Source organism: Pseudonocardia cypriaca (genome assembly GCF_006717045.1).
GTDB lineage: Bacteria > Actinomycetota > Actinomycetes > Mycobacteriales > Pseudonocardiaceae > Pseudonocardia > Pseudonocardia cypriaca.
In genome coordinates this window covers 2,720,071-2,735,093 of sequence record NZ_VFPH01000002.1, presented here as the reverse complement: position 1 = coordinate 2,735,093, position 15,023 = coordinate 2,720,071, and the positions used below count along the sequence as shown (strand labels likewise).

At 73.0% G+C, this 15,023-nt stretch carries 18 protein-coding genes; 13 read left to right on the top strand and 5 right to left on the bottom strand.

The genetic code is table 11. The features are described from left to right. The first annotated feature begins 102 nt into the window (after positions 1 to 102). From FB388_RS30735 to FB388_RS39690, 4 genes are read left to right on the top strand one after another with little or no spacing between them, the layout of a single operon-like run. Positions 103 to 807, top strand: coding sequence for a GntR family transcriptional regulator (locus FB388_RS30735; RefSeq protein ID WP_211362281.1), 705 nt, complete (start codon positions 103 to 105; stop codon positions 805 to 807). A 17-nt stretch (positions 808 to 824) separates the two neighbouring features. Beyond that, a complete protein-coding gene (deoC, locus tag FB388_RS30730; RefSeq protein WP_246122533.1) occupies positions 825 to 1,529 on the top strand; it encodes a deoxyribose-phosphate aldolase in 705 nt (234 codons plus the stop codon). Continuing rightward, positions 1,526 to 1,843, top strand: a complete 318-nt coding sequence (locus FB388_RS30725; RefSeq protein WP_211362280.1) for a hypothetical protein — start codon at positions 1,526 to 1,528, stop codon at positions 1,841 to 1,843. Before deoC ends, FB388_RS30725 begins: the two co-directional genes overlap by 4 nt. Before the next feature lie 2 nt (positions 1,844 to 1,845). Next, positions 1,846 to 2,244, top strand: coding sequence for a PPOX class F420-dependent oxidoreductase (locus FB388_RS39690; RefSeq protein WP_170225894.1), 399 nt, complete (start codon positions 1,846 to 1,848; stop codon positions 2,242 to 2,244). Here the strand turns inward: FB388_RS39690 and FB388_RS30715 are convergent. Further along, positions 2,241 to 2,765 carry a GNAT family N-acetyltransferase gene (locus tag FB388_RS30715; RefSeq protein WP_211362279.1) on the bottom strand — a complete coding sequence of 175 codons (525 nt, stop codon included), beginning with the start codon at positions 2,763 to 2,765 and terminating at the stop codon, positions 2,241 to 2,243. The genes FB388_RS39690 and FB388_RS30715 overlap by 4 nt on opposite strands. Before the next feature lie 7 nt (positions 2,766 to 2,772). Between FB388_RS30715 and FB388_RS30710 the strand changes: the two genes are divergently transcribed. The 4 genes from FB388_RS30710 (at position 2,773) to FB388_RS30695 (ending at position 6,164) form a co-directional block, all read left to right on the top strand. Next, positions 2,773 to 3,363, top strand: coding sequence for a helix-turn-helix domain-containing protein (locus FB388_RS30710; protein WP_425468594.1), 591 nt, complete (start codon positions 2,773 to 2,775; stop codon positions 3,361 to 3,363). Positions 3,364 to 3,432: 69 nt separating this feature from the next. Beyond that, complete coding sequence (locus FB388_RS30705; RefSeq protein WP_211362278.1) at positions 3,433 to 3,813, top strand: MBL fold metallo-hydrolase; 381 nt, start codon at positions 3,433 to 3,435, stop codon at positions 3,811 to 3,813. An 81-nt stretch (positions 3,814 to 3,894) separates the two neighbouring features. After that, positions 3,895 to 4,770 carry an ABC transporter ATP-binding protein gene (locus FB388_RS30700; RefSeq protein ID WP_142105666.1) on the top strand — a complete coding sequence of 292 codons (876 nt, stop codon included), beginning with the start codon at positions 3,895 to 3,897 and terminating at the stop codon, positions 4,768 to 4,770. After that, positions 4,767 to 6,164, top strand: a complete 1,398-nt coding sequence (locus tag FB388_RS30695) for a hypothetical protein (protein ID WP_142105663.1) — start codon at positions 4,767 to 4,769, stop codon at positions 6,162 to 6,164. The genes FB388_RS30700 and FB388_RS30695 overlap by 4 nt, the downstream gene beginning before the upstream one ends. A gap of 34 nt (positions 6,165 to 6,198) precedes the next feature. Here the strand turns inward: FB388_RS30695 and FB388_RS30690 are convergent, their stop codons facing one another. The 4 genes from FB388_RS30690 to FB388_RS30675 form a co-directional block, all read right to left on the bottom strand. Next, positions 6,199 to 6,876 carry a hypothetical protein gene (locus FB388_RS30690; protein WP_142105661.1) on the bottom strand — a complete coding sequence of 226 codons (678 nt, stop codon included), beginning with the start codon at positions 6,874 to 6,876 and terminating at the stop codon, positions 6,199 to 6,201. A gap of 33 nt (positions 6,877 to 6,909) precedes the next feature. Then, positions 6,910 to 8,394, bottom strand: coding sequence for a hypothetical protein (locus FB388_RS30685; RefSeq protein WP_142105659.1), 1,485 nt, complete (start codon positions 8,392 to 8,394; stop codon positions 6,910 to 6,912). A 253-nt stretch (positions 8,395 to 8,647) separates the two neighbouring features. Further along, the gene (locus FB388_RS30680) at positions 8,648 to 9,475 is read right to left on the bottom strand and encodes a methylenetetrahydrofolate reductase (protein ID WP_246122532.1); all 828 of its coding nucleotides are present in this window, start codon (positions 9,473 to 9,475) and stop codon (positions 8,648 to 8,650) included. 83 nt (positions 9,476 to 9,558) lie between these two features. Continuing rightward, the gene (locus FB388_RS30675) at positions 9,559 to 10,827 is read right to left on the bottom strand and encodes a TIGR03618 family F420-dependent PPOX class oxidoreductase (RefSeq protein WP_142105657.1); all 1,269 of its coding nucleotides are present in this window, start codon (positions 10,825 to 10,827) and stop codon (positions 9,559 to 9,561) included. A gap of 54 nt (positions 10,828 to 10,881) precedes the next feature. Here FB388_RS30675 and FB388_RS30670 point away from each other — a divergent pair, with 54 nt between their 5' ends. From FB388_RS30670 to FB388_RS30650, 5 genes are all read left to right on the top strand, one after another. After that, the gene (locus FB388_RS30670) at positions 10,882 to 11,493 is read left to right on the top strand and encodes a TetR/AcrR family transcriptional regulator (protein ID WP_142105655.1); all 612 of its coding nucleotides are present in this window, start codon (positions 10,882 to 10,884) and stop codon (positions 11,491 to 11,493) included. Positions 11,494 to 11,582: 89 nt separating this feature from the next. Beyond that, positions 11,583 to 12,320 carry a PIG-L deacetylase family protein gene (locus FB388_RS30665; RefSeq protein ID WP_142105653.1) on the top strand — a complete coding sequence of 246 codons (738 nt, stop codon included), beginning with the start codon at positions 11,583 to 11,585 and terminating at the stop codon, positions 12,318 to 12,320. Then, positions 12,317 to 13,003: a 4-carboxy-4-hydroxy-2-oxoadipate aldolase/oxaloacetate decarboxylase gene (locus tag FB388_RS30660; protein ID WP_142105651.1), complete on the top strand. Its 687-nt coding sequence runs from the start codon at positions 12,317 to 12,319 to the stop codon at positions 13,001 to 13,003. Before FB388_RS30665 ends, FB388_RS30660 begins: the two co-directional genes overlap by 4 nt. Continuing rightward, positions 13,000 to 14,025, top strand: coding sequence for a PrpF domain-containing protein (locus FB388_RS30655; protein WP_246122531.1), 1,026 nt, complete (start codon positions 13,000 to 13,002; stop codon positions 14,023 to 14,025). The genes FB388_RS30660 and FB388_RS30655 overlap by 4 nt, the downstream gene beginning before the upstream one ends. A 14-nt stretch (positions 14,026 to 14,039) precedes the next feature. After that, a complete protein-coding gene (locus FB388_RS30650; protein WP_142105647.1) occupies positions 14,040 to 15,011 on the top strand; it encodes a VOC family protein in 972 nt (323 codons plus the stop codon). Positions 15,012 to 15,023: the final 12 nt, after the last annotated feature.

Sequence of the window (15,023 nt, the reverse complement as noted above, 5' to 3'; positions counted from 1 at the left end):
CGGGCCCGGGTTCGTGCAGGTGCGGGGGTGTTGTGCTCGCTGCTTGACACCCGGCGACGCCCGTGTGACTGTCTAGGCTGTCTAGACAGCAAGGAGGTGCCTGTGTCGCCGCTCTACGCGCGCATCGAGCAGGCGCTGCGCACCCGCCTCGCCGCCGCCGCGGCCGGGGACCCGTTGCCGTCGGAGCCTGCGCTGGCCGCCGAGTTCGGCGTGGCCCGGATGACGGTGCGGGCGGCGCTGGACCGGCTCGCCGCGGACGGCCTCGTGGAGCGCGTGCCGGGACGCGGCACCTTCGCCCGGCCCCGGCCCGAGCCGCGCCCGGCCGGCACCTTGATGAGCTTCCACGACCAGGTTCGCAGCTGGGGACAGGTGCCGTCGTCCCGCGTGGTCGAGGCCGGACTGCGGCCGGCCACCGCCGACGAGCGGGCGGCCCTGCGCCTCGCGTCGCGGGAGCAGGTCGTCGCGATCGTGCGCGTCCGGCTCGCCGGTCCGGTGCCGCTGGCTCTCGAGCACGCCTGCTTCCCGCCGCATCTCGCCCACCTGCTCGAGCTCGACCTGCGGAGCGAGTCGCTGCACCGCGCTCTGAGGGAGCGCGGCCTGAGCCCCACCCTCGGCTCGTCGAGGCTCACGGCGGAAGCCGCCGGTCCGCACGCGGGCCCGCTCGAGGTGCCGGCGAACGAGCCGCTGCTCGTGGAGACCCGGCTCATCGTCGATCAGCGCGCCGAACCCCTGGAACGCACGGTGAGCCGCTACGTCGGATCCCGGTACGCCCTGCAACTGACCTTCGACGTGGAGGCCCGCCCGTGAGTGAACTGGAGAAGCCCGTGAGCGAACCCGGAGCGGTCGCGAAGATGATCGACCACTCGTTGCTGCGACCCGAGCTCACGGCCGACGAGGTGCGCACGGGCTGCGCGCTCGCCGCCGCCTACGACACGGCGTCGGTGTGCGTGCGCCCGTCGGACGTGCGCCTCGCGGTCGGCGCTCTCGCCGGGACGGAGGTGCTGGTGGGCACCGTGGTCGGGTTCCCGCACGGCACCTCGACGACCGCGGCGAAGGTGGCCGAGACGCGGGAGTCGGTGGCCGACGGCGCCGTCGAGATCGACATGGTGCTGCACATCGGCCGGCTGCGCGACGGCGATGCCGGCTACGTGCAGGACGACATCGCGGCCGTCGTCGCGGCGGCCGATGGGTGCACCGTGAAGGTGATCCTGGAGAACGCGCTGCTCGACACCGACTCGAAGGTGCTCGGCTGCCGGCTCGTCGAGGCAGCAGGCGCCCACTACGTCAAGACGAGCACCGGTTTCGCCGCCGGTGGCGCGACCGCCGACGACATCGCGCTGATGCGGCGGACCGTGTCGCCGCACATCGGGGTCAAGGCCGCAGGTGGGGTCCGCACGCTCGACAGGCTGCTCGAGCTCGCCGCGCTCGGAGCCACCCGCTTCGGGGCGACGGCCACGGCGACGATCCTCGACGACCTCGCCGCCCGTCGCTCCGCCGGTGCCACGATCCCCGTAGGCTCCGAATCGTGATCCGTCGTGCCGTTCTGTCCGTGATGTCCGTCCTCGCCGCGCTGGTACTCGTCGCCGGCTGCGGTGGTGGAAGCTCGAACGTCGACTGCGGGCTGGACGGGTGCACCGTCACCTTCCCGCGCAGCGGCGACGCCGTGGTCTCGGTGCTCGGGGTCGACGCCCGCCTGGTCGGAGTCCAGGACGGCACGGCGCAGCTGGAGGTGGCGGGTCAGCAGATCACCGTGCCGGTGGGCGGCGAGACCCAGGCCGGCGGCTTCACGGTCGGGGTCGAGCGGGTCACCGACACCGAGGTGATCGTCCGGGTGCGGGCCTGAGGGTGACCGAGGTCCCCGAGGTCTTCCACGACCTCCTGCGTTCGCGCGCGGTGGCGTTCGTCTCGACGATCGGCAAGAGCGGCGCCCCGCAGATCACCCCGCTGTGGTTCCTCTGGGACGGGGAGCGCGTGCGGATCAGCCTCGTCGAGGGCCGCCAGAAGCTGCGCAACCTGCGCCGCGACCCGCGGATCGCCGTCGCGATCGCCGACCCGGCCCGCCCCACCTTCTACCTGGAGCTGCGCGGCACGGTGAGCGAGCTCGTGCCCGACCCGGGCCTGGAGCTGGAGCGCGCGATCGCCGAGAAGTACACCGGCAGCTGGGAGGACGTGGAGCCGCCGGGCACGGCTCGCTACGCCACCAGCGTGATCGTCGAGCGGACCACGTCCCAGCTGGGCCACTAACGCGGTTCGACGGGCGGGTCGCCGCCTTCGGCGAGCGTCCGCTGCATCCACGCGACGTCGTGCCACCGGCCGTGCTTCCAGCCGACGCGCCGGTAGGTGCCGACCGGTTCGAAGCCCAACGCCCGATGGAGGCCGGCGCTCGCCTCGTTCGGCAGCGTCATGCCGGCCACGGCGGTGCGGTACCCCCGCTCCACGAGCCGCGCGAACAGCGCCTCGTAGAGCGCCCGCCCGCCACCCGTGCGCCGCAGGCCGGTCTCCAGGTAGATGCTGACCTCGCACGACCACCGGTACGCGGGCCGCTCCTTGTACGGGCCCGCGTACGCGTAGCCGACGACCCGGCTGTCCTCCAGGTTCTCCAGCACGAGCCAGGCGTGCGTGCGCTCCGCCGCCGCGATCCGCGCGGCCAGCTGGTCGGCGGTCGGTGGCTCGATCTCGAACGTGATCGCCGTGTCGGTGACGTAGGGGGCGTAGATCGCGGCGCAGGCCGCGGCATCCCCCTCGGTGGCTGCGCGGACCTTCATGGCGACGATGATAAGCAGAACCGCCACTATAGTGACAGTCGTGCCCGACACCTTGACCTCGTCCCTCGCCGCCGCGCTGCAGGCGGCCCGGAAGACACGCGGCCTCTCGGTCAGCGCGCTCGCGGAGCGGGCAGGCGTGTCCCGGGCCATGATCGCGAAGATCGAGCGCGGCGAGGCCCAACCCACGGCCGTGCTGCTCGCCCGGCTCGCGCTCGCACTGGGGATGACGCTCTCGGAGCTCGTGGCGCGTGCGGAGGACGGCGCCGGCCGGCTCGTGCGCGCCGCCGACCAGCCGACCTGGACCGACCCGGCCAGCGGCTACCGGCGCCGGACGGTGTCACCGGCCAGCGGCCGCCCGCTCGAGCTGGTGGAGATCGAGCTGCCCGCCGGGGCGAGGGTCGCATTCGCCGCCGACGCCTACCCGGACGTCCACCAGCAGGTCTGGGTGCTCGACGGCCATCTGCGGCTGCAGGAGGGCGAGACGGTCCACGAGCTCCACGTCGGCGACTGCCTCCAGCTCGGCCCACCCGCGGACCGCGCCTACGGCAACCCGACCGACCGGACCTGCCGCTACCTGGTCGCGCTCACGCGCCGCTAGGCGGGACCAGCCGTCCGCCGGCGGTGAACAGGCGTGCCGGACCCGGGTGCCGCTGGACACGATGGCGGGGTGGAGATCGTGGACCACGCCCCTGACCTGCGCATGCTGCGCTTCCCCGTCGGCCAGGCGTACGCCTTGCGGGACGGGCGTGACGTGACGCTCGTCGACACCCGCCCGCCCGGCTCCGCGGACACCCCGGGCAGCATCGCCCTCCGGCACGACGAGCGCGGGATCCTGTTCACCGGTGACACGGCCGCCGAGCGCGAGGGTGCCGTGTTCCTCGGGCCGTTCAACACCGACCGGGACCGGGCCGAGGAGTCGTTCCGGCGGCTGGCCGAGCCGGGGCTCGCGACGGTGTGCTTCGGGCACGGCGAGCCCCTTCTCGACGACCGCACCGGCCTGCTCGGCGCCGCCGCCGGCGAGGCGGTCGTGCCGGACCCGCTCGGCTGACTCCACCCGCTGAGCTGGGCCTGGAGTTCCTGCAGGTCCCGCGGTCGTCGGACCCGAAAGGCTGATCGCTACCATCCGATCGTGCTGAGTGTCCGGGGGCTGACCAAGATCTACGGAGGTCGGCCTGCTGTCCAGGACGTCTCCTTCGACCTGCAGCCCGGCACGGTGACCGCGTTCCTCGGCCCGAACGGCGCGGGCAAGTCCACGACGCTCCGGATGATCACCGGGTTGACGCCGCCCACCGGGGGCGGCAGCTGGGTCGCGGGCAAGCCGTTCCGCGACTGGCCCAACCCCGCTCACGTCGCGGGCGTGCTGCTCGACGCCTCGGCCGTGCACCCGGGCCGCTCCGGTGGCTCCCACCTGCGGAACGCGGCTTCCCTCATCGGCGTCCCGGCCCGGCGGGCCGATGAGCTGATGGTCCAGCTCGGGCTGGGCGACGCGACCCGCAAGAAGATCGGCAAGTACAGCCTGGGCATGCGCCAGCGGCTCGGACTCGCGCACGCCCTGCTGGCCGACCCCCCGCTGCTCATGCTCGACGAGCCGATCAACGGCCTGGACCCCGTCGGCATCCGGGCGGTGCGCGAGCTGCTGCGCGGCCACGCCGCGCGCGGCGGCACCGTGTTGCTGTCGAGCCACGTGCTGTCCGAGGTGGACCAGACGGCCGATCGCATCGTCATGATCGGCAACGGGCGCATCGTCGCCGACGGGCCCATCCGCGAACTGCTCGCGTCCCACCGGTCCCTGGTGCGTGGGCCGGACATGCAGGCGATCGCGAACGCGCTCATGCAAGCCGGCGTGCTCATCCAGCCCGGCCCGGACGGCCAGATCCTGGCCGACGCGACGAGCGACCGGGTCTCCGACGTCGTGCACGCGGCCGGCGTGCGGGTGCACGGCATCAGCGATCACCAGCAGAACCTCGAAGAGTTGTTCTTCAGGCTGTCGGGAGGCGGGCGATGACCACAGGGCAGGGCCAGAGCTGGGCAGTGCCTGCAGGCGCGGCGCCTCCCGGCCCGCCGCAGCAGCCTGGTGCGACGCCGTCCGGTCCTGGGCAGCCCCGTCCTGGGCAGCCCGGTCCGGTGCAGGCGGGCGTTGCGCAGGCAGGAGCGGTGCCGTCCGGCCCGGTGCAGTTGGGCGCGGCGCAGTTGGGTGCGGTGCAGCTGGGCGCGGTCCAGCACGGCCCCGGTCAGCACGGTTGGGGCCAGCAGGCTCCGGTGCAGCAGGGGCAGCCTCAGGCGGGGCAGTGGCCTGGTGGCCCCGGTCCGCTGGCCGAGGCTCCTGGTGTCGCCGCGCCGGTGGCGCAGCAGCTCCCCTCGGCAGGTGCGGGGCCGGCCGCCCCGGGATGGGGTGGACCCCAGGCGCACGGGGCGTCGGCGACGGCGCAGCACGGGCTCGCCGCGGATGCGGAGACGGCCACCCCGCCGTTGGGTGCACCCCAGGCGCAGGCCCCGTCGGCGATGGCGAAGCAGGTGCCCACCGGAGGTGCGGGGACTGTGGCGCAGGGCTGGGGTGGGCCGCAGGCGCAGGCGACGCCTGCACAGCCGGTTCCCCAGGTCGCGCCTCCTCCGGCCCCGCCCGGCTCGCCGAGCGGGGGGCCGTTCGCCGCAGCGTCGCGACGCATCCCGTTCCGGACCCTCGTGGTGGTGGAGCTGCGCAAGCTCACCGGCACGCTGTCGGACCGGATCCTGCTCGCGCTCGCCCCGGTCGTCCTGGTGGGCATCACCGTGCTGATCCACAAGGGCACCGACTACGCGTCGACGTACGCGTCGGCGGAGGGCCAGATCTCGCCGACGTTCTACACGGTCCGGATCGGGCACGTGCTGCTGCACGCGGTGTTGATCAAGCTCATCGCCGGTGAGTGGCAACACCGCAGCGCCCAGCCCACCCTGCTCGTCCAGCCGTCGCGGGCGCGGTACTTCCTCGCGCAGGCGACGGTCGTGCTGATGCTGTGGGTACTGGCCGCCGGTCTGCAGCTGGGTACGACGCTGCTCGTCGCACCGGCAGCGGTGACCGACGTGGGCGCCACGTACTTGCTGGGCTACCGCATCGGATGGGTCGTCGGGGTGTGCGTGCTCGGTTCGCTGCTGACGATCCTCGTCGCGCTCACCGTCGCGATGCTGGTGCCCAATGCGGCCGGCGCGCTCGCGATCTACTTCGCGACGGTGCCGGTGATGCTCACGATCAGCGGCCTCGCCCCCGAGGTCTTCGCCTGGGTGGATCCGTCGAGCGCCACGGCGGCGCTGGCCACGGTCGCTCCGGTGGAGGGGCCAGGGCCCGTGATCGTGTCGTTGGTGCTTTGGGCCGGCCTGCTCGGGCTCGCCGGCTACCGAGTGGCCAGGCGCGACCTCGCCTAGCGTGGATCCGGCTGTCGCGTAGAGCCGCTCGGCGCTACCTCGTGGCGAGCGACCCGCCGCCCGGGTCGATGTCGCCGAGGAGCACGACGGCCGCCTTCTCGACGGCCGGGCAGTTCTCCTCCATGAACCGGTTGACCCCCACGTGGTCGATCACGTAGTTCGTGGCGGCGTGGTTCAGCTCGCCGTAGCCCGCCGCGAACTGCTCGGGCAGGATCCCGCGGAACTGGACGGAGTTCGGCGAGCCCGTGTCGACGGTGAGGTAGCAGCCGGGCTGACCACCGTAGAAGTCGATCGTCTCCACCGCGTAGTAGCGCCCGTCGAGCAGGAGCCTCCGGTGGTAGCTGTTGCTGGTGACAGTGCCGTCCCATGCGAGCGGGAAGTACCGCGGCTCGGACGGGTTCGGCGGGCCCTTCGCCTCGATCCACAGCTGGTCGAGCTCTGCGCCGCCGAACTCGACAGCGCATCCCCCCGGGCCGGCGATGCCCTGCATGGTGTCCATGCCCGTGGCGCCCACTTCGTCGAGCGTGCCGGCGCTCACCTTGTCGCACGTGTTGTCGAAGGGGAACTCGCGGTCGGTGGAGAGCAGGTCGTCGTATGCGATCGCGTCCTCGGGGAGCTTGGGTGCGGGTGACGCGGGTGCCGGGCCGGGCGGGGTGGAGCAGCCGGCGAGTGCCGCCAGCGCGACCACTACCGCGGCGAGACGGATCTTCACTCGTTCAGTGCACCACATCGCAGATCCGTGCCCTCATGGCACCTTCTGCGCGACCTGCTCGAGCACCGCGCGGTTCACCCGGCACGGGTCGCCGGGCAGGGTCGTCACCATGGCCGCGATCCCCTGGGAGATCTGGACGGCGCTGTAGCAGGTCGGCTCGCCGTTGGCCTTGTTCGTGCTGACCTCCTCCACGCCCGGCTTGCCGGCGTACTGCTTGGCGACCGCACCCGCGCGGCGGGCGGCCGGGTCGGCGGAGAAACCGTCCTCGGTGGGCAGACCCCACACCAGTGAGGAGAACATGTCGCCTGCGTTGAACTTGCATCCGACCTTGAACGGGTCGTCCGGGCGCACGTCCATCGGCACCGCGGGGCGCGGGCTGTCGGGCTGCACGTCCGTCGGGTAGGCCTGCCAGCCGTCGACGACGGTGCACGGGTCGAACGGCGATCCGGCGCTCTCGGCCGTCGGTGGCGGGTCCAGGTCGCCGAGCGCCAGCGCGTTGTCCCGCGGCGCGCCCCCGGGCGCAGGTGCGATCGCGCCTGCCGCCGCCGTGGCGATCGCGTCGATCTGGTCGCACTCCCCGACGACCTCGACCACCGGGATGCTGGGCGGGATCCCGGGGTTGCCGGCCAGCAGGGTGTCGAACGGGGCGAACTCCGCCTGGCAGTTGATGCCGAGCTGGTTGCGCGCGCCCGGGAAGCGGCCGATGGTGACGCTCCCGACGTCGGAGGCGGACGCGAGCGTGAACTCGGCCGACCCGCTCACCCGGCGCACGCCCGCACCGCTGCCGACGTCGACGGTGATGCTGCACTTGTACGGCTCGAGATCCGATACCGCGACGGCACCAGGGCCTGTCGGTCCGCCTGCCATCGCCGGCACCATCGCCGCCGCCACGGCGCACGGATCGGACGCGGTGATGCCCAGGGCAGGCTTCGTGCCGCCCGCGCTGCGCAGCGGCGGGTCCGCCAGCCGGGGCGCGAGCGCCTTGGCGTACTCACCCGCGACGTCGCAAGGCGCCTTGTTGCCGGCGATGCTGAAGACGGCCACCTCGATGCCCCACGGGGCGTCGCCCTGCCCAGCGGGCTCGATCGGGTAGCTGTAAGCGCAGTTCGACTCGCCGCTCTCGCCCACCTGGGGCATCTGCACCCCGCCGACGTCGAGCGGCTGCCCGCCGCCCTCCGTGGGGAGCACCCGGACCACGGCCAGCTGCAGCTCCCACTCCTGCACCCCGTTCGGGTCCTTCGTCACGAGGCGGCAGATACCGGGCTCGCGGTAGGGCAGCAGCTCGTCGGGGACGTAACCGGTGGCCCGGGCCGCTGCCTCGGTGTCGTGCATCGCGCAGATGTCCCACGAGCGAACCTGCGCGGACAGCTCGGCCAGCCGCGTCTGCTCGGGGTCCAGCGGGAGCCCGCCACCGGCAGCGGCTGCCGAGGCCGGGTGCGGTGTTCCCGCGATGGGTGACGCGCACGCCGTGGCCAGTGCTGTCAGCGCGACAAGCACGGCCATTGCCCCCCGGGTCATCACGCGCCGCACGCTAACCGGGCCGCGTCCGGCTGAGGATCCGGGTGGGGAGGCCCTCAGGTCACCGACGTGGCGGTGCCTGCCGTGACGTCGCCGAACGACAGCTCGAAGTCTGCCCTCCCACCAGTACCGTCGCGAGGCCGACCTCGACGCCGGCGGCGCGTGCCTGCCCGACCTCGGCGGCCAGCTCCGCCTTCAGGCGGTGCGCGGCCGCGCGGCGTCGATGACGTGGGCAGGCGACGACGTGTCCTCCTCAGGAGATCCGGGCGAGCAGGGAGCGGCGCCACGCCTCGGTGCTCGCCACCTCGTTGAAGGTGAAGAAGTGGAATCCCTCCAGGTGGGCGTCGGGTTGCTCGAGGTGGGGCGCGAGGCGTCCTGCCAGGCGACCGGGGTGGTAGCCGCCGGGCAGGAAGAACCGCCAGAACAGGCTCTGCTGCTTCAGCAGGAACCGCGCCGACTGCCCGAGCCCGAGGCCTGCCGAGATCCGGACGAGCTTCTGCCGGCTCACCACCCCCGGCAGCCCCACCCGGATCGGGAGCCGGATCCCGTGCTGCTTCACGTGCCTCGCCCACCCGATGGTGGCGTCGGCGTCGAAGCAGATCTGCGTGATGGCGTGGGTGGCGTACGGCGCCTTCCGCTCGAGCGCCGTCTCGAGCAGCGCGCCCGGGATCCGGGCGTGGCCCTCCGGGTACCCGGCGATCCCGATGCTCTGGAACGGGTTGCCGACGCCGTCGAGCGCCTCCAGCAACGAGAGGGCGTCGCCGAACGATCCGGCCGGCTCCGGGGAGTCGCCCCCGATGACGAACGCCTTGTCCACACCGGCGTCGTGCAGCCGCGCCACCAGGTCGGACAGGTGCGTGCCGTCCCGGATCTGCCGGGCGGCCAGGTGCGGGGTCACGGAGTAGCCGTGCCCGGCGAGCCGGACCGCGAGGTCGACGGTCGGCTCCGGCCCCTTGGCGTGGCTCGTGCTGATCGTCAGCGGCACGTCGTGCGGCACGTGCGCGACCACGGCCTCCTCGGTGCGTCCGAGCGGCAACACCTCGTAGGTGACGCGCCGCAACGCACTCGCGAGATCGGCCACGCCCGGGAGCTTACGGCGAGAATCCGCGCCGGCTGGTGTCCTCGCAGAGCCCCCAGGACCGGGCGAGGGCCTCGGTAGCCGCGCTACAGCCTCCCCGCCGTTCGCTCCGGGACGAGCCGCACCGCGATCACGTCGCCCGCCTCGGCCTCCGGGGTCCGCGCGACGTGCTCGGCGTAGGGCACGCCCACGTACTTCTTCGTGAGGTCGTCGCGGAGCCGCTCGGAGAGCGCCGGTTCGAACACCGCCCTGCCTCGGATGGCGGCGTAGCCGTAGGGCGCGTCCGGTGGGCAGACCAGCACGCTCACCCGGGGGTCGCGGCGGATGTTGCGTTCCTTGCGACTGCCGATGCCCACCATGAAGAGCACGTCGTCACCGTCGCGCTCCACCCAGACGACGGACTGCTGCGGTGTGCCGTCCGGCTGGATGGTCGCGACCGTGGCGAAGATCGGGGAGTCGAGCACCTCGCGGAGCCGCTCGGCCGACACACCCGAGACCACGTACGGACGACGGCCTCCTCGGGGCAGTGCGGCCAACAGGCGCCGCGTCTCGGTGCGCAGGCGGCGGGCGGCAGCGACGTCGAAGTTCGGGCCGGTCAGCGGCAGCGGCTCGTGCCGCACCCAGGCGCTCACCGGCTCCGCAGGAGGCCGGTCCAGCAACGCGAGGATCGGTCGGATGCCCTCCTCGACCGGCGTGGCGGTCGCGCGGATGGCGTCGATCTGCGCTGCGGTCGTGACGTCGTACTCGCCGGAGAAGCTGGTGCTGACGGTGCCCGGGTTGAGCAGGGCGTAGCGGACCTTGCGCGACGGCGCCTCGTCGGCGTACCCGACACCGAGCAGGTCGTTGAGCGGGCCGCCGTGCATCATCGCCGTCGTTCCGTCGTAGCCGTGCTCGAGCTCGAGGTCGTGCCAGCGCACCCGGGGCGTGCGGGCGCCCGGCCCGGCGACGTTGACGATGATCGGCGAATCGGCGGCGTCGAGCAGGTCCGTCATCTCGTAGCTCATGACGTGGCGGCTCAGGTAGAACAGCGCGAAGTTGCTCTCGACGCCCTCTGCCGTGACGGCCCTGGTCGAGCGGTAGTGCCGCGCGCACAGCACCAGGGCGTCGACGGCGGGGAAGAGGGATCGGACCTCCCGGATGGCCGCCCTGGTCCCGGCCACCAGGCCGAGGTCCGCGTGCACGAAGTGGGCCCGCCCGGCCGCGCCGTCCCGCGCCGCGAGGTCGAGGAAGGCGGCCCCCTTGTCCGCGTTGCGCCCGACGATCGCCACCTCGTCCCCACGCCGGAGGCGGTCGAGGGCGACCGCGCGTCCCATGCCGTCGGTGCCGCCGGTGACCACGAATCGCTTTGAACTCATGAGTTCAATCTACTGTTCGAGTCAGTAACGAACAACGGACCCTAGGATGCAACCGTGACCGTCCGGGGCCGGATCGACAAGCGAGCGGCGATCCTCGCGGCCGCGGCCGAGGTGTTCACCCGCGAGGGGTACGGACAAGCAGGCGTCGACGTCATCGCGGCCGAGGCGGGCGTGGCCAAGCCGACCGTCTACAACCACTTCGGTGACAAGGAGACGCTGTTCCGCGAGGCGATCGCCGCCGAGGCGGACCGAGTGTTGGCCGAGCACCTCGCCGTGGTCGACCAGCTGCGGGACGGCGACGACCTGCGCGCCGCGCTCGAGAACGTCGCGCACCACATGCTCGTGTGCCACTGCGAGGAGCGGTCCGTGGCCCTGCGGCGGCTGCTCAACGCGGAGCTGGGCCGGTTCCCCGACCTGATCGACATCGTCCGCGGGCGAGCTGCGGACCGGGTCACCGATGCACTGGCCGACCGGCTCGCCCGGCTCGCACTGGCGGGCCGGCTGCGCAGGCTCGACCCGACCCAGGCGGCCGAGCAGTTCCTCGCGCTGCTCACCGGCCCGATCGAGGCCCGTTCGAGGCTGGGGACGAGGCGGGTCGCGGACGACGAGCTGTGGGCGGTGGCGCGAGCGGCGGTGGACACGTTCCTGCGTGCCTTCGCGGCGTGAGCCCGGGGCCGGGGTGCGACATTCGACTCGGAGGAAGCGGGCACCGAGATCGATGACAAGCCCTTCCGGGCGAGCCGATGCTGAGGGGCATGTCCACCTCGGGTAACGGCAGCCTGCTGGTCGTCAGCGCGCACGCGGGGGACTTCGTGTGGCGCGCGGGCGGGGCGATCGCGCTCGCGGCCGAGCGCGGGGAACGCGCCACGGTGGTGTGCCTCTCCTTCGGCGAGCGCGGCGAGTCGGCCAAGGCCTGGCGGGAGGGCCGCACGCTCGACGAGATCAAGGCGATCCGCCGCGAGGAGGCGGAGAAGGCCGCGGGCACGCTCGGTGCCGAGATCCGGTTCCTCGACGCGGGGGACTACCCGCTCGTGGAGTCGCAGGAGCTCGTCGACCGGCTGGTGCGCGTCTACCGCGAGCTCGCCCCGACCGTCGTGCTCACGCACACCCTCGCCGACCCGTACAACGGCGACCATCCCGCAGCCGCCCGGATGGCGCTGCAGGCGCGGGTCCTCGCCCAGGCGATCGGCTACGACGCCCCGGGCGAGCCACTCGGAGCCCCGCCGGTCTTCTTCTTCGAGCCGCACCAGCCCGAGCAGTGCGACTTCCGCCCCGACGTGCTGCTGGACATCTCAGGGGTGTTCGACCGCAAGCGCAAGGCGATGGAGTGCCTGCCCGCGCAGCAGCACATGTGGGACTACTACACCGACCTGGCGAAGCGCCGCGGCGTGCAGCTCAAGCGCAACGCCGGCCCCAACCTCGGCCTGCCCCACAACACGATGGCCGAGGCCTTCGTGCGGCTGTACCCGCAGGTCACCGGGGAGCTGACGTGAAGCCGGTGATCCTCACCGACCCGCCGCGCGCCGCGCTCACCGACGTCGACGCGCTGGCGGAGCTCGGGGTGGCCACCGTGCACGAGGCGCTGGGGCGCACCTGCTACCTCGGCCCGGAGCTGCGGCCGATCCAGCAGGGTGCACGCGTCGGCGGCACGGCCGTCACCGTGCTGTGCTGGCCCGGGGACAACCTGATGATCCACGCAGCCGTCGAGCAGTGCCGCGAGGGCGACCTGATGGTCGTCACCACCACCTCGCCCTGCACCGACGGGCTCTTCGGTGAGCTCTTCGCCACCGCGCTCGCCCACCGCGGCGTGCGCGGGGTCGTCACCACCACCGGCGTCCGCGACGTGGCCGACCTGCGCGCGATGGGCTTCCCGGCGTGGTCGGCCGCGGTGAGCGCGCAGGGCACCGTCAAGGCGACGGCCGGGGCGGTGAACGTGCCGATCGTGGTCGGCGGGCAGGTCGTGCGGCCCGGCGACGCCGTGCTCGCCGACGACGACGGCGTCGTGTGCGTGCCGCGGGACCGGGTCGGCGAGGCGCTCACCGCTGGCCGGGCCCGGCTGGAGAAGGAGGAGGCCACCCGCCGCGCGTTCCGCGACGGCGAGCTGGGCCTCGACCGCTACGGCCTGCGCGCCACCCTGGCCGAGCTGGGGGTCGAGTACGTGAAGGCCCAGCAGTGACCGGGATTCGTTGCCTCCTCATGCGCGGCGGCACCTCGAAGGGCGCGTTCTTCCTGGCCGCCGACCTCCCGGCCGATGCGGCCGAGCGCGACGACCTGCTGCTGCGGATCATGGGCAGCCCCGACCCGGCTCAGATCGACGGGCTCGGCGGCGCCCAGCCGGTGACCAGCAAGGTGGCCGTCGTGTCGCGCTCCGCCGAGCCGGACTGCGACGTGGACTACCTGTTCCTGCAGGTCGGGATCGAGGCGGCCACCGTCTCGGACCGCCAGACGTGCGGCAACCTACTGGCCGCCGTCGGCCAGTTCGCCGTCGAGCGTGGCCTCGTGGCCGCCGGGGCCGAGCGCACGAGCGTGCGGATCCGGCTGGTGAACACCGGTGGCCGCGCGGAGTCGACGTTCGCCACGCCCGGCGGGCGCGTCGACTACGCGGGCGACACGGCGGTGGCCGGCGTGCCCGGCACGGCGGCCCCGGTGGCGCTGGCCTTCGCCGGCACCGAGGGCTCGGTCTGCGGCAGCCTGCTGCCGACCGGCCGGCTCGTCGACGAGATCGACGGCCTCCCGGTGACGTGCATCGACAACGGGATGCCGGTCGTCGTCACCCGCGCCGAGGACCTCGGAGCCGAGCGCATCCGGTCCCTGCGGATCCAGGCCGGCAAGCTGATGGGCCTGGGTGACGTCACCGGCTCCGCCGTCCCCAAGATCACGCTCGTCTCCGCCCCGCGGGCAGGCGGGGCGATCGCCACCCGCACGTTCAACGCCTTCGACCCGGTGCGCCAGCACCCGTCGATCGGGGTGTTCGGCGCCGTCAGCGTGGTCACCGCGGCGCTGCTCGACGGCGCTGTCGGGCACGAGCTGCTGGTCCGGCCCGAGGACGGCCGCCCGTTCGTGGTGGAGCACCCGAGCGGCGTGCTGGAGGTCGACGTCGACGTGGACCAGGGGAGCGATCCCCCGCGCGTGCGCCGCTCCGCCGTGATCCGCACCGCCCGCGCCCTGTTCGACGGCACCGCCTTCCCCCGTCCCTGACGCCTGGAGCGACGATGTCCCCCGAGAAGTCCCCCCGCCACGAGATCGCCCACCTCGGCCACGTCGAGCTCCTCACCCCCGAGCCGGAGCGCAGCCTCGACTTCTTCGTCCGGATCCTGGGGCTCACCGAGAACGGTAGCCACGGCGACTCGGTCTTCCTGCGCACCTGGGACGACTACGAGCACCACAGCATCAAGCTGACGGCGTCGAAGACCTCGGGTGTCGGCCGCACCGCCCTGCGCGCGTCCAGCGAGGAGGCGCTGAAGCGACGGGTCGCGGCCGTTGAGGAGCGAGGTCTGGGCATCGGCTGGGTCGACGGCGACCCGGGCATCGGCCCCACCTACCTCTTCCGCGACCCCGACGGCCACGAGATCGAGATCTACTGGGAGACCGAGCGGTACCAGCCGCCGGAGCACCTGCGCCCCGCCCTGAAGAACCAGGCCCAGGCCTACCCCGGCCGCGGCGTCAGCGTGCGGCGGCTCGACCACGTGAACTACCTCGCCAAGGACGCGGCCGCCAACGGTGGGTTCATCTGCGACGCGCTCGGCGGCCGGGTCACCGAGCAGATCCAGCTCGACACCGGCGTGATCTCCGGCCAGTGGACCAACTTCGCCCAGAAGTCCTACGACCTCGTCTACACGAACGACTGGACCGGCTCGACCGGCCGGCTCCACCACATCGCGTTCGCAACCGACACGCGGGAGGACATCCTCCGCGCCGCCGACATCGCACTCGACAACGGCGTGTTCATCGAGACCGGCCCGCACAAGCACGCGATCCAGCAGACCTTCTTCCTCTACGTCTACGAGCCGGGTGGCAACCGCATCGAGCTGTGCAACCCGACCGCTCGGCTGATCTTCGCCCCGGACTGGGAGCCGGTGACCTGGACCGAGGCGGAACGGGCCAAGGGGCAGGCGTGGGGTCTGAAGACCATCTCGTCCTTCCACACCCACGGCACCCCGCCGGTGGAGGCGCCATCGGAATGAGGCGCGCGGGCG